Below are 22,721 nucleotides of genomic sequence, written 5' to 3'. Positions count from 1 at the left end.
TTATGTTGTCTTGAAGTTAAGTGTAAATGCTATCGCTTTCTTGCTTTTCGTGTTAAGCTCTCTAACGTTGTTCATTGATGTATAGTAACATCTCTCTTCTCCAGCACCATGGCTCAGGTAGAGTTCCTTATTTTTGATGTGGTAATAAAGGTAATTTAGTTGATGCTCCAGATGCTGATATGAATCAGCGATGGAGACACAGTTAAGAGACACCTCTTTGGACCGTCGCTTAAACGTCCCTTCCTTAAAGCTTGATGGCTGTAGTAGCGTGTTATACGCTTCTTGAACTTGCACTCCGAACTTGGATAGGTCATTATTTCCAACTACAATTCTACTTAGAGGGGCACCCTCCAGATTTGTAGCTAGATAATATGATAAGCTATCATTTTTGAGACGGCATCTAATTGTTATCTCAGCTACCTTCATACCCTTTTGATAGAGAGACTTCCCGAGGTGCTTATAACCCTCAATTGAAACATTATCAATATGGTAACCACCCTCCATTTTTGCTGGGTGGAGTATGAGGTAGTAACTATCGAGTAGCTTTCGGAGGGCTGATAACCTCTCTGCAAATACTTCCCTGGTCTCTCCAACAACAATAAATCGGAGATTGATGTACGGGCATGTCCTGCGAATGGTCTTAGGGTCAATCTCAAGCCCATGCTCTTCCTGCCAATCGTTAGTGGCTACACTCTCAACACTCTGGAGCGTAAGAAGCTCTACCACGCCTCCTCTAGCGAAGTAGATACCTAGGCTTGATAGTTCCGTTTCTTTACTGGTGCTATCCTCTATGTAGCTCTTACTTTTATCCATCGTTTTATGATTTCAGTTTCACTCCCTCCTGAGCTAGTCTATACATCTTCCTATCTATGCTCTCCAAACGCTTGAGAAAGTCTGAGTTTTCCGCAATTCTGTCTACTCTGTTCATCAGTATTGTGTGAAATTGCCTGACACTCTCCTCATGAGCTCTAGCTTCACGGCTGTAGATGACGAGGGTATTCAATCTGTCGACCGCTACAGTCATCCGACCATTAAACTCGTCTATACTGTCTTGGTCAGCACGTGCCAGTCCCTTAGCTACAGCCTTACGACCGCCTACATCATCTGGTGCTTTGAATCCTTGTTTCTCAAGTTCCTCTTGAGCCTTCCTCATCTCTTCTGTATAGGCATCAATACCCTCTCGATAGATACGTGAAAACCAAATGATATCATCTACAATAGTGCCATCACCGCTCTCTTTGAATGAATCTTCCATCCTTGACTGCAGTTCATCGAAGTACTTCTGAAAGTATTGAGCGAATGCCATCTGCTGTACTATGTTATGTATCATCTCGGATACTTTTGCATCAAAGTCATCTAGGGCACTGTAGAGGTCATCATTTTTCAACCCCTCTATAAGTGCATTACTTAACTTTGAACCAAGGTCACCAGAAAGCTCCTTGAAGGTATTCCGCATCTCCTCCTGAGCTTCCTTAGCTTTCTTTTGAATGGCATCCCAATTATCTACAAGTCGCTTCGTTGCATCATCCAGCTTTCCGTAGTCTTGAAGTATGCGAGGATTCAGCTCGAAAGTCTCCTTATTAAAGATTTCGCCATAGGTCTGAGCAAGCGACTGGAATACTGGCACAACCTTCTTCTTGCTAGCTCCAAAGATGCCACCAAGGAGACCTCCGATAGCAGCACCTACGACGTTACCTATTACAGGTATAAAAGAGCCAACTGCGGCACCTACTGCAGCACCTCCCGCGAGACCTCCAGCCACATTCTTGCCACTGACCACTTTCTTTGTGCCAGTCTGAACCGACCCTTGCCCTAAAGTTTGGGCGAGTTGGTTCAGCTCCTTCATTGACTGGGCATATTGCTTTGCTCCAGCTATCGCACGTGCATAGGGATTTTCAACACCCCACACATTGCTTGACTTGTACCCTTGTAGTTCAATACGTTGCATACGTGCGATTTGAAGAGCTTGCTCGGAAGAGGCTTTCCACGCCTCAAGAGCTTGCTTATTTTGCTCTGCCGTCTCTGTCGCAATGCTCATAAGCTGAGTTAAGCCACCAATGGCACCACTAATCCTGTCTAATGGAGTCGCTGACTTCTTGAAAGCTGTCATGATGTTATCAACGGCACCAGCCAGCTGATCAAAAACAGCTCCAACTTCGCCACCTACCTTAGAGAGTTGTCCGAAGATACCTTTGAGACCATTGGCAAGCTCCAAGAGCTTCTTTTCGGGTATCTGATCCAGAGCATCCTTCAGCTCTCTAATTTCTTGTTTCGCTTCCTCAATAGCTTCACTAGCATCGCCACCAGCAGAGGCTATATCTTGTAGCTTTGCAAGTCTCTTCTCTGAATACTGGAGTTGAAGCTGAAGGAGTTCTTCTTCTCTATCGGCTTGAAGATTATACTGCTTAGTTGTAAACTGTGCCTGACGAAGAGCAATACGCTCTTCGCTATCCATCTTCCTAAGTTCAGTCTCATGAAGAATACGTGCTCTCTCTTGGGCTTTTTGCTTTAGGAGTCTAGTCTTTATCTCTTCATACTCTAACTGCGAGGCAGTCGCTTCAGCCACCTTCTTTAATTGCTCTTTGTAATAGCTATCTATGTCTGCTAACCGTTTCTCTTGCTCTGTAGCAGAACGTAAAGTAATTTCCTTTTCAATGCCCTCAATCAGTCGGCTATAATCGGCATTTACTTGATCAACGTCTTTGTTGTACTGATCATCAACGGAAGTCTCAAGGGCTGTCAGTTGATTTCGAGTTTTAGTTCCATCTATGCCAGCCTCTTTCTCAAGCTGTTCAATCTCTTTGAGCTTTTGCTTAATCAGTGCCTTACGAGCATTATAGGCAACCTCCAACTCTTTGAGCTTCTTTGACCGACCCTCTTTCATAATGGCTAGAGATATCTCTTGACTCTCTTTTTCAGCATCAGCACTCAGTTTCGCTAGCCGTTCGTTTGCCTTATCGTATAGCCTAGCAGACTTATCATTAGATCCGTTATTTGATGGCTTAAAACCTGCTTCAGACAGAATCCTTTCTACTTCGGCATAAGACTGTGCTGCGATTGTAGCAAATGCTTCTGCCTCCCCTTCTAAAATCTTTTTCTCATCTTTAATCTTATCAGCCGAAATTTCCCTTCGCTTTGTACGAGCTTTATCTTCAATCATACGTTGGAGACGGGTGTTGTGTTCAGCCCTTGATATCTCTCCCTTTCGGTAGAGTTCATTATTCTCCTGCATTTCCTTTTGGATATCTGCCCAGTCATCTTTGGATAGCTCGGGTCGAGAGAAAAGGTTCTGGACTCCATCCCATAGTTTCTCTGTCCAACTAGGGTTGTTTTTTCTTCTCTCTGCCTCTTGTTGCTTTGTCAGAGCCTCTTCGTATTTCTTTGTGGCTAATGTCATTGCAGCGGATGCTTTTGCTCTTTCATATATGCTGGCAACTATTGCTTTTTCGCCATCCCTAAAGAAATTCTCAGCCTCAACCACACTGTTTATACTTACACCCAGCTGTGCAAATGCCTCTTTGTTTTTCTTGACGAACTCCGTTTTTTCCTTAAGTGAATCACCAAGCTTATCCCATTGTGTTTGCAGTAGTTTATACTTTGCAAGCTGTCCCCCAGCAGAAGAGGATATCTCCTTGGTCATTTGATCTTGCTCAGTACGTAGTTCCTTTTGTTTGGCTATCCACTTGTCATAAGCTGAGATAGCCCAGCCAATGAATACCGATAAACCTAGTGTAGCAGTTGCCGTAAACACTTTCATAGCAGCAGTTGAAACCCCAAGGCTTGTGGCTAGCCTTAGATTCCAAGCAGACCATAGTTCTTTCGCCTTAGTCACTGTTTGAATACGAAAAGTAGAAGTCTCAAGCAGTAGGTTCTGCACCTGCTGTAGTCCAATAGTAATTGCCATTAGGCTCTGAAGTCTCGTCTGAATCTTCGCCTGTTCCTCTTGCGAGCCTCCCAAGAGTGTCCACGCACCAACTGCAGCAGATGCCGCACCGCTGAAAGCTGTAACCGCATCGCCCAAGCCCTTCCAAGCTTGATTGCCACGTGCCATTTCAGTTTGGGTACGTGTAATGAGAGCTTGAGCCTTCGCTAACTCGCCCAGCTCATTTTTCAGTTGCCTGTATTCGGCTGTTTGTTCTCGACCAGCGAGGGAGAGGGTCTTCATTTGCTCCCGAGTCAGTCGCATGCGTTGCTGTACCTCAGAATACCCCTTGTTCATCTTTGTCCACTCCGCTTCCAGGTACTTGAGTCCCTGTGTCTCGGCTGTAATCTCCTTTGCAAGGGCATTGGAAGCCTCCTTTAATTTTTGCTTCTCCTTGGTTGGAAATTCCATTTGAGATAATTGCTTTTGCAGTGCCTGGTACTCCTGTTGGAGCTTAGCCAGGTAACTGCGTTGCAACTCAAGTGACTTCTTAGTCTCCTCTCTAGCCTGTATGCTAGCTTCTGCCATCTGTTCAATAGCAGTAGTCGCTTTAGCTCCTTCTTCGCTTACGTTGCTCTTTAGGACGATATCTATTTCAACTGGTTCCATCATGTCTTAGAAGTGTTGTTTACGTTTAGGATTGCTACCGAATAGGTACTCTCCTGCCAAATCACTCTTGCCGTCTCCATCTTCATCTACAATAGGCAAGTCGGGATTCACCTTATTAGCCTGTACACCCTTGAGCCAATCGATGGCTCTCAAATATCTACTTTCACGTAGTTGTAGGTCAGTGCCTGCATTGCAGAGATTCACAAGGTGCCAAGAGGCGATATCCTTGACAAAGATGTGTAAGTGGGCATTCCGCTCCCCACCAGTTGCCTCAAATATAGCTTCACGGTCATAGTGGGCGAGATATCCCTTAGCTTCCTGTATCGCACTATCAATCGCAGAAACTACAATCGTGTCATCACCCCTTGTAATGACATCTATATTATCTTTGTAGAGGTGGGTTTTTAGTTCTTCAATTGTTAAGTAAGCCATATCTCTAATATCTCTTTGGGTTAGCACTCTTTTGTCCGATAACTACGGCATTCGCATTATAGCTAGTTAATTGCCTATTCAACTGCCAAACACCTCCTTCAATACAGTCAGCACCGTCGGCTGGTGCAGGAAGAGAGGGGGCAATCATTAAAAATTGCTCTTCAAGTCTCTTCATGTGGGGATTACCTCGTTCAGCTTCGTTAAGTATCAGCCTCCCTTGGCGGTTGAGAGGCTCAAGCGTTGCCTCTATACGTGCATACTTATCCATCTTGGCACGTGCATCAGCCTTAATCGGCACTACCCCTCCTCGCTTCGCTCCCATCTCTACGTTAAGAGGTTGGAGTACCTGTTCCCAGAATGGATCCTGAAGGCTATTGTTCTCCACGAAGTAATAGACGATCGTCTGGTCTCCAAGCTCCTCTCTCAAGTCGTAGTACCACCCAATGAACTCAGCGTTGGTAGTCTGCTGTAAAAAGCCTTTGTAGACATAGTATTTTCCACCCATGTAACCAATCGCAAAAAGAGCCTTAAAGGAAGCTCCTTTACCTCGCTTATTACTTGGGGAGGGGTCTCCATAGACAACAATAAAGGGTAGCATTCGGAGAGGAGGGCAAGCCCCCCAAGTCATCTCCTGAAACACATCACCTTCTGATACTGGGTTGTTGAAATACTCTTGCTGAATAGAGGATGTTGATAGGTTCGAGAGGAAGCGGTCAATATCTTCCTCTGAGTTCTTTTCTGCCCATGTACTCTTCCCATTTTCGTCACGTATATTGATGATGTCTACATGGTCAGCTCGCTCAATCGCCCTAGTGATAATACAGTCACGTGCGATGATATTTCCGTTAAACAGAATGCGATAATGACCACTAACCGATAGCGTTGGTATCAGTGCTTTCTCAATCCAAGCCCACTTCGTCTTTATCCGCTCTGGATTACGTGTCTCTTCGTCCGTATCGATATCATCGATAAGGATAAAGTCGGGACGAAAAGCCTCCTCACGCTTACCTCGAGGGCTCTGCCCAGCTCCGAGAGCTCTGAAGGACACCTTGCCTGTCGTCTTGAAGTATTTATCTTTCCATACAGCCCCTACCTGCTCGCCATAGTCCTGCCGAATACGTGGAGAGTACTCTAGGTGCAATCTAAATGGTGTGAGGAGGTCAATCGCATGATCTAGAGAGGTAGACACGAGTAGGATATTATGTACCTCACCCTGCAAAGCAAGGTAGATGATCTCCATCATACTTCTGGATGACTTTGCCAACTCTCTACTCCATGCTCTTACCTCATACCACCGATGATGCTTGACGATACGTTGTGTCGCTTTCCTATGGAAAGGAGCTGAAGGTGCTGTACAATAGTTTGGGAAGTAATACTTAAACCACTCTTCAGGTTCTTTTTCGAGCTTCGCCACTCTCTTAATCCTGTCATCGTTCGTTTCGTTGGCGTTGATAGGAGACATGGCAAGGGTCTCTGTAATGAGCTCTTGCCACTCTTCCTCTGCCCTACGCAAATCGGGTGGTAACCTTCTCAACTTCTTAGCCATACGCCTAGTTATTTCTTAGTCGGTATGCAACATATTCATCAAGGGTTGGAGCAATCCGCTGTGCCTCCTCTAGGTTTCGATCTCTTAACCATCGTACCAGCTGACTAAAGGCACTAATTACCTCTCCAATACCACTCTCTCGCTCTAGCTTATCAATAGAACTAGAGAGTTTCGTGATGGTGTCTGCCTCCTTCGCATTTGGGAAGCGTTCACCTTCTGGGCGACTGGCGATGTTCGCATTGATTTCTGTTAGGTGCGAATAGAGGTGTCTCAACTGTTCCTCACGAGTAACAGAGAGCGATACTCTTAGAGTCTCCCAATTCTCCTTCTTGACCCACCGATTGACAGTTTGAGGGGTCACACCGACCTTCTCGGCAATGTCTTTTTGGCTCATTTGCTCTTTAGTGAAGAGCAACTTTGCCCACTCTTTCCGCTTTTCGTTTGTCATGTTACTCATGGTTATCGCTTTAATTCAGTTAGTAATCCGCTGAGTCCCTCCTGCACCTCTACCTCCTCGGTCGCTTTGTGGTCGTAGTAAGGCTGATCAAGGGACTCCAACATCAACGTTGCCCAAGTCTCACCCCATAGTAGTTCTTCATGTGTCAGTCCTCGTTCCGCTTTAATCTTGCCAATCACTCCAAAGGGGCTATCAAGACCTTTTGACTTGCCTTTTAACTCCCCTTCCTCTTGACCCTCATCAGACTCATGGCTATTGCCCCGAGCGATGCGGTAGTATTCCGAAAAGAATCAATCTGAAGCATCTGATTAATGATACTATACAGCTCAAGAAGGCTATCCCAGGCTACTTCATTTAAGCGGTTAGTTAGATTCTGCATCTTCTCCTCATCAGTCGCTTCCTTGCCAAGAATAGCAACTGCCACAACTCTTGCGACTCCTTCAGCTTGCATTTCCGTGGGCTTCTCAGACACAATCAAGGAGAGGTCATCCAGCTCATATTGCATCATCTCTCGTAAGATAAGGAACACCGTCCCTACTTTTGGAGGCTGAATTGTTACCCAGTCTAGCTGGAGCCATCTTTGCCAAAGAGGGGCGGCAAGTCGAAACCTCACGCCCCTCTCTAGCATTAAGTCTATTGCCCTATGGGGCACTTCTCTAGCTCCCTTCATCATGCACCTGGACCTTCCACGATGTCCACATCCCAATCGGGTGAACCAGCCATACAGGTGAACCTAAACGGATATCGCTCCAGTCCATTCTTACCAATGCTTGGCTCGTATTTTACATACCCAGACACATTGGTACAAATGATGTAATTACCTGCGTGGTCTATCCACTTCAGACTCTTCATAAGGATAGGTATTCTAGAATTGTGGAGATACTTGCCGTCCTTCACCTCACCACCAAGGAGGAGCTTCTTTTGGTCATCGGTCAAGCCAAGGAAGGTGCCACTAACCACCACAGGCTTCATCACATAGTCTGTATATACAGGACTGTCCATCTCGTGAGTATAGACCTCCTCCTTCTCTGGGTCTTCTTGACTAAAGGTCAGCTCGTCATCTCTGAGGGTTAAAGGAAGCTTGGTTGCAAAGGTCGCAGTACCTAGTTCCGTTTCACTAGTGATAGGGTCACCAATGTAGCCCTCCTTCACTCTTCGTTTTGCTCTTATCTTCTCTGCCATAGTTATCTTATTCTTAATATGATTTTTACAACTCCATATAAACAGGTAATTAAGCCGATTGCCATTAAAGCTTTTTGCCACCAATACAGCTGATTAACCTTAACCTCTTGTACCACCTCTACAGGCACCTCTCGAGTGATAGTGCGTGTTAGATACTGTACCCGAGAGGGTGGTACAAGGGCTTTAAGATTGAGGTTATTGTCTCTAAGCGACCAATTCAGCCGAATACTGCTAGGCGTGGCACTATCCGTTTGAGTAATCCTCGGTAAACCGTTCGGGAGACATTCGATTGGCAGTCGAAGCTCAGTCGAGTCTGCCGGAATTTCCAAAGTCTCTACTTCGGCTGTAGTAACCTCTTTAATCGGCACCGTCTGGATGATGGGTCGCTTTATGCCACAACTAGTGAGTAGCAATAGGAGTACCACTAGTAGATTATACGTCCCTTTCAGTCCCTTCTGCTTGTTCATCTTTAACATCTTCACAGTCTAAATCAACTTCCATTTCTTTAATGAGTCTTTCAAGAGCTCTAACTCGATTGCGAAGCTTAGTATTCTCTCCTTTGAGAGAGGATATCTCACCACGAAGAGTCTTCATCTCGCCCTTTAGATTGGCATTCTCTTGACTCACCTCAACAAACCTCTCCAGAGTTCCTGTAAACCGCTCAATGGTGCTGTGATAGCTCTCAGTAAGAGCATTGATAGACGCCAGCTGAGCATCAAGAAACTCGTTGTCTTGTTTACGCTTGCCAATCAGCCAGCCAGCAATAGCTGTGACTAGTGGCGTGAGTATGCTTGCTAATAGTTCCATCTCTTATATCATTTCCCAAGCTGTATACACATCGTTCATCGTACCAACATACACTCCATTCTCTACTCGACTAATCGCATAGGCGAGCCTACAGATTCTCTCCTTGTCGTTTGCTTTCAAGTATTGCCCAAGTGGGATACCGGAAAGCGTAGAAGCTGATGTGATGTATCTCTCTGTATTATTCTCGTTAGGAGGTGCGTAGCGAGTGAGCACCTGGCGAAGCGTACGGAGATTATAACGTGTGATATAGGTGCAAAGAAGAATCAAGAGAGCTCTATAACCATAATGAAGAGTCTCAAACTCCTCAAATGATTTATCCTTCTTGGCACTGCCTGTGATTTTGCCACGCCATTTATTGGCGTGATTCACTCGCAGGTTACCAGGATTATTATTTCGTATGCCTCTAGGTGGTTTCATAACTATAAACCAATATCTTCTGAATCACTTCCCCCAGTTGCATCAATACTTTCGCCACTATTACCAAGAGAGTCTCCCGCGGATTTAAGTGCAAGTACTCCCTTTGCATCATCTCGAATTATTGATCCACCAGCACGCAACAAAAACGACAAAACATCGCCATAATAGGTGGCATCGTTAGAATTGTCAAATGCCTTAACGTCGCCCATAGCACGAGAAAGGGAGTTCGGATGCCAAGCAAGAGCCTTTACTCCAGTTGGCATTGGGCGTGGTGTCAGAATTTCAAAACCGAGTATCTTGCCAACGACGCCACGCTCAACGTCTACAGCGGAGTGATAAGCCTGTGCCTGGCTCTCAGTAAGACTATCTAAGAGGTCTCCCTCGCTATCTGGATCTAAAAGGACACAGCGTCCCTTTTGTGGCACGCCTTCTTTGTTAAACTTCTTGCGGATGGCTGACAGATCTTGGCGAGTAAACTTACTTCCAATCAAATTCATCTGTCCTGCCTCTTTCTTGGGAACCCAGTTTTCCAATATACCTTTCGCTACCTCCTCGTGTAGTTCTGACTTATCTTGACGGATGACGCTCTGCCGCTTATCATACGACAGCTCCACCTTATCCTTATCCGTGATATGGACTGGATCCGTGGTATACTCATCTATCATATAAGTAAGATCGATGTCTTCCCGTTGTTCAACAACGGCTGGGTATGAGGAGCGGTTTTTCTTTACTCCCCTCGACTTCCCCGCATTTGGAACATGAACAACCCGTTCTTTTACATAATCTGAGTGGTCTACTGATCGACTCAAAAAGCTATTATCTGCAAATAGTCCCTCGATAATGTCATTTATCCAAATTTCTGTTTGTAGTGCCATATCGTTCTTTTGTTACTTCAAGTTAAACTTCTCTTTCTTTAGCTCTTCATAGCGATCTGGGTACTTATCTCTAAGCTTCGCTAGACCACCTGAGCGGTCAAGCTCGTCCCAACTCTTCTCAAGGAGTGGATCGCTTCTATGGTCTTTGTTGAGTTGCCGAGCGATACTCTGTCGCTTGGGTAGTGCGGAGAGGATTACCTTAGCGGACTCGGGGTCTGCATCGAATAGCTTCTGCATAGAATCTCGTGCCGAGGCATCAATCTGACCACTCGCAATAGCATTATTAATCAGCTCGGTAGCTTCCTCTCGCTGGGCTTTTCTCTCTTCCTCTCGGATAGCATTCAGCTGGTCGTTCAGCTCTTTCTTCTCCAGTTGGAGATTCTCAACAGCTCTAGTCACTTCTTGCTCCGTAGCATTGTCGCTAAGGGATAGAAGATTAAGTAGTTCTCTGTTCATTGCGTTACTTTTATTGTTTGGATTATCTATTAGTTGTATCACAGTCTCAAGGTCGATCTCGCTCTCCATGTTAATCTTTGCTCCATACGCATCATATAATGCGAGGGCGTTATGGTTCGCTGGGATAGGACAGATACTTGCTTCTCTAGCTTGCCACTTGGTGATGGTGGAGAGCTTTTGACCAGGAAGCATGAGCTTTGGGTCATCGGAGCTCTCAATCGCCCAAGCTCCAATAGAGCAAGCACGGATGTAACCATCAGCTACCTTTCGTGCAATCTCCTTGGCTTGCTCGTCAGCCATATCAAAGTCAGCCTCCGCAAGAATCCTGTCCCCCTCCACTCGGATATTGACCCATTTGCCAATTGGTAAGTCCCAATCGTCATGATTAAGAAGCATCACGGGATTTTTGATGAATTCCGTGAGGTCAGCTCCAGATGTCAGCATCCGAAAGCCATGTGTGTTCACGCTTTCATCATGGAGCACGAAGGTTGGTAGTTTATCTTTTGCCATAATCAATTTACGTATTACATTACAAGGCAAAGTTGTAGAGTTCAGACCCATAAAGCAAAAATCAGTACCATTTTGGTACTGATTTCTGCACTTCAACCCTTTTTCATTGCTTTTTAAGAGTTTTCTACCTCATAATTGACCACCATCCACTCTTCTTGCTTTCGCCTTCGTGTACGTGATGCGGAGATCGTCCGCTCCACTTTATGGATATGCCACCCATGCTGACGCACGTACCGCTGGATATCATCATCTGGAAAGTTGGTCAACATAAACTTGCCTTGTACCCCACTCAGTACCTCCAACAGGTCGCCCAGCTCTCGCCTACCAAACATATCGGTATAGTGTCCGCAATTGGTGCCGACATAAGGAGGGTCTATAAAATGAAAGGCTTCTGGGGTGTCGTAGGTCTGAATGACCTCCAAGGCATCTCGATTCTCAATTGTCACATGCTCCAGACGGTAACAAAGTTCATGAGTGAAGTTATCCTTAGCATTGCGGAGCTTATTTGTCTGTGTGCCACGACGGTCGTAGCCAAAGCTCCCATCTAGCTTGCTGGCAAATCCCATCTTAGAGCAAGCCCACACAGCCCAAGCTCGCTCTACAGGAATAAAGAAACTAGGGTACTGCAGGATATGCCGAGCATGGGCATGAACATCTCTGGAGTGAAGTGTACTATCAATGAGTTCCTTCAAACTCTCATAGTCGCACTGTACGACATTATAGAAGTTCACCAGCTCAAGGTTCAGGTCATTGATAATCTCAGCTCGCACTGGCTCCTTAGCAAAGAAGAGTGCCGCACCTCCGCAAAAGGCTTCGGTATAAATCTCGTGCGAAGGCACAAGGGGTAGGATGTGTGGGAGCATGGTCTGTTTGCCCCCATAATAGGTAATTGGAGTTCTCATTACTTTATTCATTTATTATTATTAAATTTGTGCATCTCTCACACATAAGCAGGTGACGCAACACCTGACTCCTGGGCATATATATAGCCCCTGTCGTGGTGTTGCGTCACCTTTACTAGCCGAAGGTCTGTGTGAGAGCTTGCCTTGGCTGGAGGCAGGGGCTTCTTTATAGCCATCTCTGCCGTTTATGTTGATGATGGATTACTTACTTTATAGACTAAATGATCATGATGAAACAGATTCTTAAAACCTTATCGGTCGTAGCACTAGCATTCACTCTAGCCTTAGCTGGTTGTGACCCAGAGAAGCCAGAAGATAAGAAAATCCAACCGCTTGACCCTAACGCGAAGCTGTCGATTAACGTTCGAACAGCACTCAGAAGCACTTCGGATAACCCTAAACATCTCACTCCGCTTGAGATTGTCAAGCAAGCTGGACAAATGGAGTTCAAGCTGGCTAGTAACGGTCAGAATGTTCACCGCTCTGTAAGCGATGTGCAAAGGGATATTGAGAATGTTGCCATTAAGATGTGGGGTACCGATATCATCAGTGTGGAGGATGGCTCCCTTCAGGACTACTTCCTGGATAATAGAAACTATGTCTTCACGCTTCCTATGGGCGATACCATCGCTTATATTCCCAATGCTGTAGTGATTGAAGCAGCCAAGAAGATACGCCAAGCCTATAATAAGGGCGACACCGATAAGGTGTATCAGCTCTTTCAAGATGCTTTTACGGCACTTCCAATAACCGCTTCCGAGTATAAGGAACTGGTTAAGCAAGGCACTAACTAACTCTCTATTCATAATCGTTTTTGGTAAGGACACTCATTCGCATGGGTGTCCTTACTTTTATGCATTTTCTCCTACACAGTTATAACTAAAGGCGGCATCTCGAAGCCCATTGGTGCCGTAGATCATCACCACAAAGTAAGTCTCTCGGACATCTGTAAAGTTGGAACTCGCCAAGCTCCCGACATTCTCAACAGTCACTTGGGGAGTGTAGCGTGTATGTCCAATAGAGTGGTGTACCTTATACTTACCATAGGCGATTTTCTCAACTCGAGCCTTTGTGTAGCCCTGTGCATCGGCATACCGTCCCCATTGATAGTTTACGGTACCATAGCTATCACACCTACCACCTGCTAGGATTCCTGGGAGGTCGGTTGCTCCCTTAAGCGTCACGAAGGTTTTTGGGTCATCCTTATCAATTACGAAGTGTTTACTGATGCCGTAATATGCCATCATGCCCCTAGAGGTATAGCGGATATAGTTGATATTAGGGGAGTCATACATCACTTCTCTCAAGTTGGTAATCTGTACACTGCCAGACACATCAGCGAAATCATTGACGCTATTTACGAGCGATAGACACAGGTCATAACTACCAACTGGTAAATTGGTCAAACGATCTTCAATCGTTACGTCAGCACTCGAGGAGGTGGAACCCCAGTAGAATTCCACATCGAATCGGTCATCATCTCTAGACCTCTGATGTACTTGAACAGAAGCAGTAGCAATAACTGATGTGCCAAGCGTGTAATGAGAGACTTGACTACCATGAGTTCGCCTTAGATAGAGGCTCACCGTACAGTCTGCTTTTACGCCAAAGTCATCATAAATAGTACCCATAAAGCTTCCAGCTGCTATCATTACTGTAGCCACAACCCTTGTACTGAACTTAAATTCACCACCTTCCTTGGTCAGAGTTAGGACTGAATTAGGGAGGGTATGAACACCACTACTATTCACGCTGAAGGTGGCAATTGTCCTGACGGTTTCGCCAGCCTGAGCCTGAAGTTGTGCAATGCTAAGTGGAGTGCCACCATGTGTCATATATGGCTCTCCATCGTTAATCCATTCCAGCTCATCATTATGTGGGTTGTATCTCAAGTCAGCAAACTTAAATCTGCCATTAGGCCATATCTCTACCATACGGCTCTCGGGTGCACCTCCCTTACCACGGAAGTTCTGAACGCCAGCACCAATGAAAGGCATATCACCACCCAAGGCACTCATATACCCAACGACATTACCTTCTATAGGCTTGGTGTACTTGACGACGGCACGCCCACGAACATAACCACCCATAGAGAGGTTGCTGGCGAACCAATTCATAGGTTGCCATGTCCCATCATCGCTAAAGTGAAGCTGGGGTGTGACACTTACGACTGGGTTATCTTGGTAATAGTAGGCTACTGGGATTTTCACCTCGCTAGAATAATACTCGTCATCTTGATAGCCAATAAATAGTTTTGCCCAAAGTACTGGTCTTGCTGAAGTAGGATTTGTAGGGGTGACTACCCAAGTGCCAGTTGGAGGTGTGACATCATTAACTCCAAGCTGATACTTGCTTTCCATGTCGGCAGAAGGTAAATCTTGACCATTCATAGAAAAACCACTAAAAACCTCCTCCTTGGAAATCACCTCGTCACCGTGAGGAGTATCCTTTACAGCAATCATATTGGTGAGCACTAGTCCACCATGAATGTTCGTGGAGCCGTCACGAATTGCCCTCGTGATGTACTTCTGCTGGTTTATTGCTGTTTGTAACCTCTCCTCACTCTCCTTCCTGCGAGCTTCAATATCTTCTGGTGCTTCAGACCAGTCAGTAGCTTTGTTACCTCGCTCTATCTTGATGGTCTTATCGATATTCTGAAGAGAGTACCTAAAGTAGACTGCATTAGATGGGGACGTATAGGTTTTGATTTTTGAATTAACAGTAATAATATTACCCTCTATCAAAACCTTATTAGCGTCATAAAAGACAAAGCGGAAGTTCCTAAACGCTACAGAGCTACTAATAGTATATGGTGCATTGGCTTCGCAAGGAATATAGTCGCTGTATGAGTGTAAATCATGTACTGCCAGCTCGTAATTGTTCTGTTGATTGAAGAAACCTCCTGTCGTCAAATTTGAATATGCGTTGAGATTGCGACCCCCGATTTGGATAGCGTTAACCGCTTCCCACTCCGAGCTAACCGCATAGCCTGTATATTCAATTCCATATGGATTTGAATACTCAATCTTCACACGGCTCCAGATGTACTTACCTTGCTCCCAAGCTGGTTGTGAGGTACTCCAGCCAGTATTCGGCTGTTCCGACTTGGTATTGTTGATGGCGAATTCCTCAGTAATGCTAGAAACACTTCGTCCAGATTCTCCTTGCTTAGGAGTGATGTTTATGGCATTCGTATAAGTCGGGTTACCACTTGAATAAATCGTCTTGGTGCGTGTCCACAGCTGTTCGTTGCCTGTAATGCTTGGAGATGTAGTCTGCCATCCAGCAGATGGTGCTTTTGTAGAATTGTTATTCTTTGCAAACTCCCCATCAACACGTACAATGCTCACTCCGTTTTCTCCATCTTTGCCGTCATACCCATCCTTTGTGTTAGGTATAAAGACACTATTGGTCGCTGTCAATCCCCTATAATGCACTCGAACATCCAAGCGAACACCATTCGTATAACCTGTGTTAATTATGTCGAGTTCAAAGCATTGCCATGTAGCATTCCAGTTTTCTTCACTCCAGTTATTTTCATTATACTTGCTTTCCACTGACACCATTTCATAGTCGGTAATCTCACTACCGTCATACATGACAGTCAGCTTTGGGAACCAGATATCACTTACCTCACCATTTCGAACGTTGGCATCTATTGAGATGGCAAAAAGCAGTGTGTGGGCATCTTGGCCGTCTTGACCATCAGCACCATTCTTTCCATCTTTGACATGGTAATAGGTATATGAGTTGGTCGCAAGTATATTGACAGGCTGGCTGTATGGAGGTTCATTAAGACTAATCCACTCTTCTGCATAAACCACATCCAGCCGTACACCATATAACGGCAGAGTGTCAATGTAGGAGTCATCTATGAAGTACCTAAGGTTGTTCAAGATGCGAGGTGTTAGCTCGAAGGGGTCCTCTCCCGTCTCAAGCATCTTATTATCTCTTGTCCAACCCTTACGATATACTCGAACCTTACTGATATCTAATGGCACCTCCTCACCATATTGATAAAGCTTAGGGTTACATTCGCATGTTCCATAGCCGACATCGTTTTGACCAACAAGAAAGACTTCGGTAAAGGGGCTGTGAATTTGGTAGCCGCTCTTCGCCACTGCATTGTCTGTCTTCTCTGCCCACTCCTCTAGTGAACCACCTCTAAATAGAATGTTACCACCTATCTCACCCCGCTCGAGGTCAAAATAGGTTGAGCCATCTAAACTCTTAATTAGCCGAGTGGTTAGCCCGTCAGGTGTTAGCTCAGAGTAGCTGTACATCGGTGCGAAGCTCCTCATACCCTCTCTTTCTGAGCTGAGCAAGCCTACTAATAGATTAAAGTGACTTGCACTTTCAAAGGGGCGTGCCTTATCGTCCAGCTCGAATGCACCTGCCGTTCCATTTTTCTCTACCTTGGCATAAAGGTAGTAAGGTGTAAGCTGGTTAGTAAGGGCTGGGCTTTTGTACCGTGGCAAATCCCAGTAACGGAAGTCGGAAGGCATCCTATTGAAAGTAATCGTGTCTATTTCTAGTGTGCGATGCTGAATAATACCTGCTTGCACATCAAGCGAAGCTCCTACTTTATTCCATGTGATAAGGTGATTAGCAGTCGCAGGTGCTGCCTTGGAGGTCACAAAGCGATACTGCAGTGCTGCACTACCAACCAGTACCTGCATGGTCTGTAGAGCTACTGGAGAGAGTGTCGAGGTAAATTCATCACCGAGGGCACCCATAGCCTGTAGAAGCATATTCTGAGACTCCTTCGCATCTTGCCAATATCGCTTCGTGTATTGGCGAAGTCCCCTCTCTCGCTCTTCAGCAAGCACTGGCTCTGCCTCCAGCTTACCAAGTGTGCTGGCAAATGATCCTGACAGCGGTGCATTGGATAGGGTTAATTCAGGCTGATATGGTTCGCCTATGGGGGTCTTAACTGCGATAATGCGGATGACACTACCCTCTGGATGAAACTGAGGGTCGCTAAAAAGGATGTGACCACCAGGAACAAACATACCTCCAACCTCCAGCCAATTCTGTCTCGCCCAAATGGGGTCTACCTCACCATCAAACATAAAGGTGGGATGACTATGGTCATGGAAGTATTTCACTGCTTCTTTGAACATCTTTTGAGAGGCGTTTGAAAGGTATTCGTTCGGTAATGAAATATTAAATAAGGCATACTTATCGCCCACTGCAGGAATGAAAGTGCCACCTGGCATTTCAAAGCCATCTAGCTCTTCAGGGATAAGCTTAAATCGTCGCTCCTCGTGAATGTAACCCGTTAAGTTCTCTTCAGTCTGCACGATGTCAAACTCTCGCCCAGCTAAAGCTCCACATTGAAAGACAATAGTCGCTTTTTCGCCTTTAATGCGATAATCATTGAAGTTTAAGCTTGCAGGAATGCTGTTATCCTTGATGTCATAAAAAGTACTACCACCCTCTACTACTTGTGCCACCTCAGATACCGTGCCCTCTCGCATCGGGTACACTCCTGAGCCATCGTAGCTATCTTCAGCTGGATGGTTATTACCATCACAAGTGATAGACATACCGTCAGCATCAGTACGATAGGTTTTCCCCTCATAAATTAAAGTGGCATTCTTGGGGAGTAAGAGCGTACTACTGCCGTATTTAGAGCGATCAATATTTCGCTTACCACCTTCTACATAGAGCCTACCAATAGGTTGGCTGTCGCCATCATTACGACGACCAACGCCACTTCGGAAGCCGTTGCCATAACCATACTGCATGGCAAGAGGTGTGTCAGCCATGTGGGTCACCTTGCCTAGGCTAATTTGTTTGCCTTCGATCTTCCACTCGCTATCAAACTCTTGTGCTACTCGATGAAGAACAGCAAAGCAATTCTCATGATTAAAAGCGATGGTCTTTTCGCTTGCCTCAATACAGTTGCCCACAGTCCAACCACTACTAGAGAGGTTAAGGGTGTCCACTATCACTCGCAAGAAGTCAATGGGCTTAGCAGTTAAGAAGAATTTAAGGCGGTAAGGCTTCCCTCCTGAGACATCCTTCAGCTTAAAGAGCTTTAGCTCCTCTTCCTCTCCATGGAATAGGAGGTGATATTCAAAGCTCTTGGTGTTTAGCTTAGTTATGGAGTGCGGATAGTATAATGTATAGCGATGACCTCCGTAGTCAATAAAGCTTCCTACAGGGATATCTATAGCAGATTTGAGTTCTATCTTTAACTGAAGAGTGCTTACACCCATAATAGAGCGATAACAGGTACCCTCCCAGTTAAATTTCTTTCTTTCTTGATACCCTTCTAACAGCGATATACCATCGGGGCGATAAATACTAAATACAGACATTGCACCACACTCTATTTATATTCTATATATGGTGCAAAACTCGCCAAGCAATACCTACAAACAAAAAATCAGTACCATTTTGGTACTGATTTCTCTCTTTTTATGATGAAGATAGTGGGATATCATCGACGGCTTCTTGATTATGAAAGTCCCGAGCAATTTTAAGATATCGTTTATAGGTGGTTTCGGAGATAGCATATACAGGGCGAACACGATGAAAGTAAACCCACCTCGATGAACGACTGTGGGATCCGGACTCATAGTGGGCTTGATAGATTTCGTAAACTCTAAGAGCTCTTTTTAGGGTGTATTCACTCACGTTATCGTTATCCATATAGCTACCTCCTTACCACAAATATAATCAATTATAACGAAATGGCGGTCATTCTAATTGTCTAATCCACTGTAGTACAGCTTCCCAGCCAACAAAACCACCTACCTGTCGGTCGTCAATGTATAGGTCTGCAAATATCTTTCGACAGTCGTTCGTGTGCTCTTCGATATTCGCTTTGGTGTTGCAGTTAATACCATCAAATGGTATGCCATGCTCAAGTAACCAATTGACTGCCATTGTCTGGTCTTGACCTTCTCGGCATGTCCAGATGATAAGCGTATGCCCTGCTTGATGAAGCTCTCGCATAGCACTGACAGCACCAGGCACGGTCGCCCCAACTTTAGGGTACTCTCTCGCATTCAGTACACCATCAAAGTCAACAGCTATAATCATAATACCCCACTTATATTAGTGATTGCAATAGAGGTAACAGCAACATCCGCTAAGACATGGAAATCATCCATGACATTCAAAGCTTCCCTAATAGACTCTCCTGCATTATCGCCATCTTCGTGGCGAACAAGGTATTTTTCACCTTTCCCTACGAGCTTATACGCATACTGTTCATTTTCTCTCACAACCCTTGCGGTTACTAAACTAATCTGTTGCATAATACTTGTTATTTTATTTCGTTCAATATTGTTTATCATTCATATTCTTGCTCTACTAAGACTTGCTCCATCACTTCACTGAGCTTATCCACATCAGTCATACCAAGCGGGATATTTCGCCAAGCATTATTCTTATCCCTTACCTGGCAAGCAATAAAACGACGAGTCTTAGTAGGGTTATACGCCTCCTCAATAACCCTCACACCCTCCATGAATTGCTCGCTACCACTCTCTTCAGCATGTTTGCGAAGCTGGACGACTCTTGATGCTTGAAGGTTACCTCGCTTATCAGTGCTAAGGAGCTGAAGGATCATGCTGACCAAGCTCTGACTATTCTGGTCACCTGCAAGGCTCTCAAGGTAGTTCTTGACCATCTCAATGCCATCAGTAACCGTGTCTAAGTAACCATCTGTAGCATGGTAGCCAACTGTGATTCGCTTCGTACTTTCGGAATTGGTGAAGGTGTGTGAGCGTTGCTTCTCTGGGGTGATCCCTAGGAGTTGTTCCTTAGTCTCAATGACCTCGTCAAAGATCTCAAAGACAGCCTCCTTCGTCTCAAAAAGGCTAACAGCTGTCTCTGTCAGCAGTGGTACTATAGCCTCTATGGTCTCATCAACTAGCTCTCGATAAGCTCGCAGGTCATCCTGCTTGCGTTCTGCTTCTTCTCGCTTGGCTTTCTCCGCACGTAGTGCCTGAAGCTCCTCATACTCTTCAGCTGTTAATTTCGTTTCATTTTTCTTATCTTCCATATCCTTCTATTATTTTATTGGGTTATTAATTGACATACATTTTTCTCTTTGAACTTGGTTTCACCCAGATCAATTGATAATCCGTTCTCTCTTTTGTTCGAGAGGGAATTGGCTCTACTTTCTTACTGTTGATTGCTCTCATTTTCTTTGTTAAATTCTCCAACTCTTTCACATTTAGGTGGTAGAAATCCTTGCCTTCAATTCTGGGTTGCCGTGTAAATCTATTAACTGCCTCCCAGTCAGTCGTATCAATGCCGTACTTCTGAAGCTGATGGAGTGCCTTGCTCCGAGCTTTCTTCACATCTGCATTGCTCTCCTTAATCTGCCTAGACAGAAGATCAAGAGCCTCCTCAAATTCATCGTCGCTCAGCTCTCTAAGGCTCTCGGTACGTCCATCGCTCACTTGGGTTGCTACCGTACTCTTTGCTTCTTCAGCATCAAGCTCGGGCATCACTTCCCTAAGCAAGCAGTATAGCCTTGCGTAGTTTCGTTTGTTAGCCATAACTCAAATTCTGTTTATTTCATTATTACGTCATACAATTTCCTAACCACGACCCCATCTAAAGGATCAAGCTCGCTGTTAGGAAGAAGCCCTAAGATGATATACACAGTGCTTGCCTCTTGTGTATTGAGCGTAAACTTACATCTATTTTTCTCTGTTAATAATAGCTTGTGTTGAAGCCTTTGCCCTAGCTTCATTGCTCTCTGAAGATTCGCCAACACTACTATGTCATTATATGATGTGTCTCGACTATGTATGTACCAAATTAACATCCGTAACACTGCCTGAAGCTCTGCCTTATTGAAGTCGCACTTGTATTTTCTACTCAATCCTATAAATAGCTCTTCTCTCATTCTTTTCTTTACTTTTTATCTCCCCAGTAGTCTTCTACTCCCTTATCCCAGATATCGATATACCCACGCTCTCCGATGAACCTTCCCTTACTATGAGCTCTATATCCTTCCACCCAGATTTTTAAGGTGGCATCGTACATCACGCTCTTTGCACTTCGCCCTGACGGGAACTTGCCTTCAGCATGGCTAATGAAGATAAGAAGGTGTCGTGGAAGTTCTTCCTTAAACCTTAGATATTGAGGGTAATTCATTTGAGTGTATTGGAAGGAGTCAATAAATACTATTTTAGGACTACGACGTTTTTTCAGGCGAGTAAGCAATGTGTCCATATCCTCGCTGATAAACTGTAATCGTTTATTCACTTCTGCCAATCCGCAACGTTCAGCAGCATTCATCAGAGTGAGCGAGGTACCCTCTTCAAGTGAGTTGTACAACACAGTGCCTTCGTTACAAAGTTCTTTGGCGAGCATTAGGGCAGTGGTAGTCTTACCATTCCCACTATGCCCCCAGATGATCCATGTGCCGACTTTCTCAGGCTCATCAAAGGCAAGTTGCCACTCAGGGCTTAGTTGAAAGGTCTCCTTCTTCTGAGCCAATAGTTGGCTCACGCTCATTGCCTGTTTCGCCATAATTACTTTTTATCCCTTTTTGCCTTCTTTCTATCTACTCTCTTTATTTCATAGATATTCTTCAGCACATCTGCCTTAATCCGCACCTTAGCATAATCGGGCATTTCTTTTAGCCAAGAGACTATCAGTATTAACCCCTTATTGTCTGGGTGCTCTTCAAGTATAGGCTCATACATTCTAAGAGCTTCTGCCCTCGTCAATGTTGGGAATCTCATCTCTATTTGAATATCCATCATAGCTACCTCCTTGCCTGAACTAATTTCTTCACCCTACGGAGGTCAAATTGATACTGCTCCGCATCACTTATGATATCACCAATCCCATGCTTATCCTCCACACCGTTGGCTTGGCAAATGCCGTAAACATCTACGCCTGTTGTAGGATCTATCACATAAAACTTCCGCCCCAATCGGCTATTCATTTCGGCATAACCTCGCTTCTTTAGAGTAAGCCCCCTTTGCATACGCTTCTCAATGTATGCTGTACTCAGGAAAGTCATACCGCACCGATCCTCCAGTAGGTTGTAAAGCTGGATGAAGTAATGGAATACACTATCACTCAACTTATCCGCTTCGTCAAAGATAAGGAGCGGACGATCCATACTAAGGAGCTTATCCACGACATCCATCAGACTCTCACGGAGGTTCTGCTTTGGAAGGCTAAATCCTAGGCTCCTACTAATGGTATGGAGAAAGTCTCGCCTGTGCATATCCTCACTACATAGCACATAGTAAGCATGCTCCGTGGTGCTAGCATAGTGCCGAGCTGTGGTGGTCTTCCCACTCCCAGCCTCGCCTACTACCCATGTAACACTACTCTCTTGGTGACAACGATTTAGCACACTGGTAATCTCAGTATATGCATTTGTAGAGACGATTTGCCACTCATGACTGCGAGCTGTCTTTGCATCTACACGTCTGAGCATATCATCGCTTATCTGCTCCCAATTCCCCTTAAGGATAGCACTAACGGTAGCCCCACCGATGCCTAGTCGTTTACTTGCCTTCGCTTGGCTACCACTGACCCTTACATACGCTTCCAGCTGTCCCTGGATTCTTCTCTTTTCTCTCTCTTCCATAATTCGTTGTCTTTGTATTTGTTT

At 45.1% G+C, this 22,721-nt stretch carries 25 protein-coding genes; 1 reads left to right on the top strand and 24 read right to left on the bottom strand.

Features of this window, described 5'->3' with window-relative positions; translation table 11 throughout:
• The 14 genes from QYZ87_07920 to QYZ87_07855 form a co-directional block, all read right to left on the bottom strand.
• Nucleotides 1-813, bottom strand: a complete 813-nt coding sequence (locus QYZ87_07920; protein ID MDN4754453.1) for a hypothetical protein — start codon at nt 811-813, stop codon at nt 1-3.
• Nucleotides 814-817: 4 nt separating this feature from the next.
• Nucleotides 818-4,534 carry a hypothetical protein gene (locus QYZ87_07915; protein MDN4754452.1) on the bottom strand — a complete coding sequence of 1,239 codons (3,717 nt, stop codon included), beginning with the start codon at nt 4,532-4,534 and terminating at the stop codon, nt 818-820.
• Between the two features lie 3 nt (nt 4,535-4,537).
• Nucleotides 4,538-4,963, bottom strand: coding sequence for a DUF1320 family protein (locus tag QYZ87_07910; protein ID MDN4754451.1), 426 nt, complete (start codon nt 4,961-4,963; stop codon nt 4,538-4,540).
• 4 nt (nt 4,964-4,967) lie between these two features.
• Entirely contained in the window at nt 4,968-6,509 is a 1,542-nt protein-coding gene (locus QYZ87_07905; protein MDN4754450.1) for a hypothetical protein, read from the bottom strand.
• Between the two features lie 4 nt (nt 6,510-6,513).
• On the bottom strand, nt 6,514-6,966 hold the full coding sequence (locus QYZ87_07900; GenBank protein ID MDN4754449.1) for a helix-turn-helix domain-containing protein: 453 nt from the start codon (nt 6,964-6,966) through the stop codon (nt 6,514-6,516).
• A 2-nt stretch (nt 6,967-6,968) separates the two neighbouring features.
• Complete coding sequence (locus QYZ87_07895; protein ID MDN4754448.1) at nt 6,969-7,145, bottom strand: hypothetical protein; 177 nt, start codon at nt 7,143-7,145, stop codon at nt 6,969-6,971.
• Between the two features lie 35 nt (nt 7,146-7,180).
• A complete protein-coding gene (locus QYZ87_07890; GenBank protein MDN4754447.1) occupies nt 7,181-7,639 on the bottom strand; it encodes a hypothetical protein in 459 nt (152 codons plus the stop codon).
• Complete coding sequence (locus QYZ87_07885) at nt 7,636-8,148, bottom strand: hypothetical protein (GenBank protein ID MDN4754446.1); 513 nt, start codon at nt 8,146-8,148, stop codon at nt 7,636-7,638. Before QYZ87_07885 ends, QYZ87_07890 begins: the two co-directional genes overlap by 4 nt.
• A 2-nt stretch (nt 8,149-8,150) precedes the next feature.
• Nucleotides 8,151-8,615: a hypothetical protein gene (locus QYZ87_07880; GenBank protein ID MDN4754445.1), complete on the bottom strand. Its 465-nt coding sequence runs from the start codon at nt 8,613-8,615 to the stop codon at nt 8,151-8,153.
• A complete protein-coding gene (locus QYZ87_07875) occupies nt 8,581-8,955 on the bottom strand; it encodes a hypothetical protein (protein ID MDN4754444.1) in 375 nt (124 codons plus the stop codon). The genes QYZ87_07880 and QYZ87_07875 overlap by 35 nt, the downstream gene beginning before the upstream one ends.
• A gap of 3 nt (nt 8,956-8,958) precedes the next feature.
• A complete protein-coding gene (locus tag QYZ87_07870) occupies nt 8,959-9,372 on the bottom strand; it encodes a structural protein P5 (protein ID MDN4754443.1) in 414 nt (137 codons plus the stop codon).
• Nucleotides 9,373-9,374: 2 nt separating this feature from the next.
• A complete protein-coding gene (locus QYZ87_07865; protein ID MDN4754442.1) occupies nt 9,375-10,247 on the bottom strand; it encodes a hypothetical protein in 873 nt (290 codons plus the stop codon).
• Between the two features lie 12 nt (nt 10,248-10,259).
• Nucleotides 10,260-11,213 carry an HK97 family phage prohead protease gene (locus QYZ87_07860; GenBank protein ID MDN4754441.1) on the bottom strand — a complete coding sequence of 318 codons (954 nt, stop codon included), beginning with the start codon at nt 11,211-11,213 and terminating at the stop codon, nt 10,260-10,262.
• Between the two features lie 113 nt (nt 11,214-11,326).
• Complete coding sequence (locus QYZ87_07855; GenBank protein ID MDN4754440.1) at nt 11,327-12,115, bottom strand: DNA adenine methylase; 789 nt, start codon at nt 12,113-12,115, stop codon at nt 11,327-11,329.
• 227 nt (nt 12,116-12,342) lie between these two features.
• Between QYZ87_07855 and QYZ87_07850 the strand changes: the two genes are divergently transcribed.
• Nucleotides 12,343-12,909 (top strand): hypothetical protein, encoded by a 567-nt coding sequence (locus QYZ87_07850; protein MDN4754439.1) that lies wholly within the window; start codon nt 12,343-12,345, stop codon nt 12,907-12,909.
• A gap of 57 nt (nt 12,910-12,966) precedes the next feature.
• On the opposite strand, the gene QYZ87_07845 is transcribed toward QYZ87_07850, so the two are convergent.
• The 10 genes from QYZ87_07845 to QYZ87_07800 form a co-directional block, all read right to left on the bottom strand.
• Nucleotides 12,967-18,441, bottom strand: coding sequence for a hypothetical protein (locus QYZ87_07845; GenBank protein MDN4754438.1), 5,475 nt, complete (start codon nt 18,439-18,441; stop codon nt 12,967-12,969).
• A 100-nt stretch (nt 18,442-18,541) separates the two neighbouring features.
• The gene (locus QYZ87_07840) at nt 18,542-18,775 is read right to left on the bottom strand and encodes a hypothetical protein (GenBank protein MDN4754437.1); all 234 of its coding nucleotides are present in this window, start codon (nt 18,773-18,775) and stop codon (nt 18,542-18,544) included.
• Nucleotides 18,776-18,823: 48 nt separating this feature from the next.
• A complete protein-coding gene (locus QYZ87_07835; protein ID MDN4754436.1) occupies nt 18,824-19,168 on the bottom strand; it encodes a hypothetical protein in 345 nt (114 codons plus the stop codon).
• Nucleotides 19,165-19,386: a hypothetical protein gene (locus QYZ87_07830; GenBank protein MDN4754435.1), complete on the bottom strand. Its 222-nt coding sequence runs from the start codon at nt 19,384-19,386 to the stop codon at nt 19,165-19,167. Before QYZ87_07830 ends, QYZ87_07835 begins: the two co-directional genes overlap by 4 nt.
• Nucleotides 19,387-19,421: 35 nt before the next feature.
• Nucleotides 19,422-20,135 carry a DUF3164 family protein gene (locus QYZ87_07825; protein ID MDN4754434.1) on the bottom strand — a complete coding sequence of 238 codons (714 nt, stop codon included), beginning with the start codon at nt 20,133-20,135 and terminating at the stop codon, nt 19,422-19,424.
• 25 nt (nt 20,136-20,160) lie between these two features.
• Complete coding sequence (locus tag QYZ87_07820; protein MDN4754433.1) at nt 20,161-20,637, bottom strand: hypothetical protein; 477 nt, start codon at nt 20,635-20,637, stop codon at nt 20,161-20,163.
• A 14-nt stretch (nt 20,638-20,651) separates the two neighbouring features.
• Entirely contained in the window at nt 20,652-20,990 is a 339-nt protein-coding gene (locus QYZ87_07815) for a hypothetical protein (protein MDN4754432.1), read from the bottom strand.
• 8 nt (nt 20,991-20,998) lie between these two features.
• Nucleotides 20,999-21,619 carry an AAA family ATPase gene (locus QYZ87_07810; protein ID MDN4754431.1) on the bottom strand — a complete coding sequence of 207 codons (621 nt, stop codon included), beginning with the start codon at nt 21,617-21,619 and terminating at the stop codon, nt 20,999-21,001.
• A gap of 2 nt (nt 21,620-21,621) precedes the next feature.
• The gene (locus QYZ87_07805; GenBank protein MDN4754430.1) at nt 21,622-21,855 is read right to left on the bottom strand and encodes a hypothetical protein; all 234 of its coding nucleotides are present in this window, start codon (nt 21,853-21,855) and stop codon (nt 21,622-21,624) included.
• A 2-nt stretch (nt 21,856-21,857) separates the two neighbouring features.
• Nucleotides 21,858-22,697, bottom strand: a complete 840-nt coding sequence (locus tag QYZ87_07800) for an ATP-binding protein (GenBank protein MDN4754429.1) — start codon at nt 22,695-22,697, stop codon at nt 21,858-21,860.
• Between the last annotated feature and the right edge of the window lie 24 nt (nt 22,698-22,721).

The sequence above is a fragment of the Porphyromonadaceae bacterium W3.11 genome (assembly GCA_030434245.1).
GTDB lineage: Bacteria > Bacteroidota > Bacteroidia > Bacteroidales > Porphyromonadaceae > Porphyromonas_A.
The sequence above is the reverse complement of the archived record's forward strand: the minus strand, read 5'-3'. Positions and strand labels throughout refer to the sequence as shown.

What these genes read in the sequence shown, in the direction of transcription:
- QYZ87_07850 (MDN4754439.1), top strand. Translation starts at nt 12,343, where the DNA reads ATGATGAAACAGATTCTTAAAACCTTATCGGTCGTAGCACTAGCATTC.
- QYZ87_07845 (MDN4754438.1), bottom strand. Translation starts at nt 18,441, where the DNA reads ATGTCTGTATTTAGTATTTATCGCCCCGATGGTATATCGCTGTTAGAA.
- QYZ87_07840 (MDN4754437.1), bottom strand. Translation starts at nt 18,775, where the DNA reads ATGGATAACGATAACGTGAGTGAATACACCCTAAAAAGAGCTCTTAGA.
- QYZ87_07920 (MDN4754453.1), bottom strand. Translation starts at nt 813, where the DNA reads ATGGATAAAAGTAAGAGCTACATAGAGGATAGCACCAGTAAAGAAACG.
- QYZ87_07910 (MDN4754451.1), bottom strand. Translation starts at nt 4,963, where the DNA reads ATGGCTTACTTAACAATTGAAGAACTAAAAACCCACCTCTACAAAGAT.
- QYZ87_07865 (MDN4754442.1), bottom strand. Translation starts at nt 10,247, where the DNA reads ATGGCACTACAAACAGAAATTTGGATAAATGACATTATCGAGGGACTA.
- QYZ87_07870 (MDN4754443.1), bottom strand. Translation starts at nt 9,372, where the DNA reads ATGAAACCACCTAGAGGCATACGAAATAATAATCCTGGTAACCTGCGA.
- QYZ87_07800 (MDN4754429.1), bottom strand. Translation starts at nt 22,697, where the DNA reads ATGGAAGAGAGAGAAAAGAGAAGAATCCAGGGACAGCTGGAAGCGTAT.
- QYZ87_07855 (MDN4754440.1), bottom strand. Translation starts at nt 12,115, where the DNA reads ATGAGAACTCCAATTACCTATTATGGGGGCAAACAGACCATGCTCCCA.
- QYZ87_07815 (MDN4754432.1), bottom strand. Translation starts at nt 20,990, where the DNA reads ATGAGAGAAGAGCTATTTATAGGATTGAGTAGAAAATACAAGTGCGAC.
- QYZ87_07880 (MDN4754445.1), bottom strand. Translation starts at nt 8,615, where the DNA reads ATGAACAAGCAGAAGGGACTGAAAGGGACGTATAATCTACTAGTGGTA.
- QYZ87_07835 (MDN4754436.1), bottom strand. Translation starts at nt 19,168, where the DNA reads ATGATTATAGCTGTTGACTTTGATGGTGTACTGAATGCGAGAGAGTAC.
- QYZ87_07905 (MDN4754450.1), bottom strand. Translation starts at nt 6,509, where the DNA reads ATGGCTAAGAAGTTGAGAAGGTTACCACCCGATTTGCGTAGGGCAGAG.
- QYZ87_07805 (MDN4754430.1), bottom strand. Translation starts at nt 21,855, where the DNA reads ATGATGGATATTCAAATAGAGATGAGATTCCCAACATTGACGAGGGCA.
- QYZ87_07810 (MDN4754431.1), bottom strand. Translation starts at nt 21,619, where the DNA reads ATGGCGAAACAGGCAATGAGCGTGAGCCAACTATTGGCTCAGAAGAAG.
- QYZ87_07820 (MDN4754433.1), bottom strand. Translation starts at nt 20,637, where the DNA reads ATGGCTAACAAACGAAACTACGCAAGGCTATACTGCTTGCTTAGGGAA.
- QYZ87_07900 (MDN4754449.1), bottom strand. Translation starts at nt 6,966, where the DNA reads ATGAGTAACATGACAAACGAAAAGCGGAAAGAGTGGGCAAAGTTGCTC.
- QYZ87_07915 (MDN4754452.1), bottom strand. Translation starts at nt 4,534, where the DNA reads ATGATGGAACCAGTTGAAATAGATATCGTCCTAAAGAGCAACGTAAGC.
- QYZ87_07885 (MDN4754446.1), bottom strand. Translation starts at nt 8,148, where the DNA reads ATGGCAGAGAAGATAAGAGCAAAACGAAGAGTGAAGGAGGGCTACATT.
- QYZ87_07860 (MDN4754441.1), bottom strand. Translation starts at nt 11,213, where the DNA reads ATGGCAAAAGATAAACTACCAACCTTCGTGCTCCATGATGAAAGCGTG.
- QYZ87_07830 (MDN4754435.1), bottom strand. Translation starts at nt 19,386, where the DNA reads ATGCAACAGATTAGTTTAGTAACCGCAAGGGTTGTGAGAGAAAATGAA.
- QYZ87_07890 (MDN4754447.1), bottom strand. Translation starts at nt 7,639, where the DNA reads ATGATGAAGGGAGCTAGAGAAGTGCCCCATAGGGCAATAGACTTAATG.
- QYZ87_07825 (MDN4754434.1), bottom strand. Translation starts at nt 20,135, where the DNA reads ATGGAAGATAAGAAAAATGAAACGAAATTAACAGCTGAAGAGTATGAG.
- QYZ87_07875 (MDN4754444.1), bottom strand. Translation starts at nt 8,955, where the DNA reads ATGGAACTATTAGCAAGCATACTCACGCCACTAGTCACAGCTATTGCT.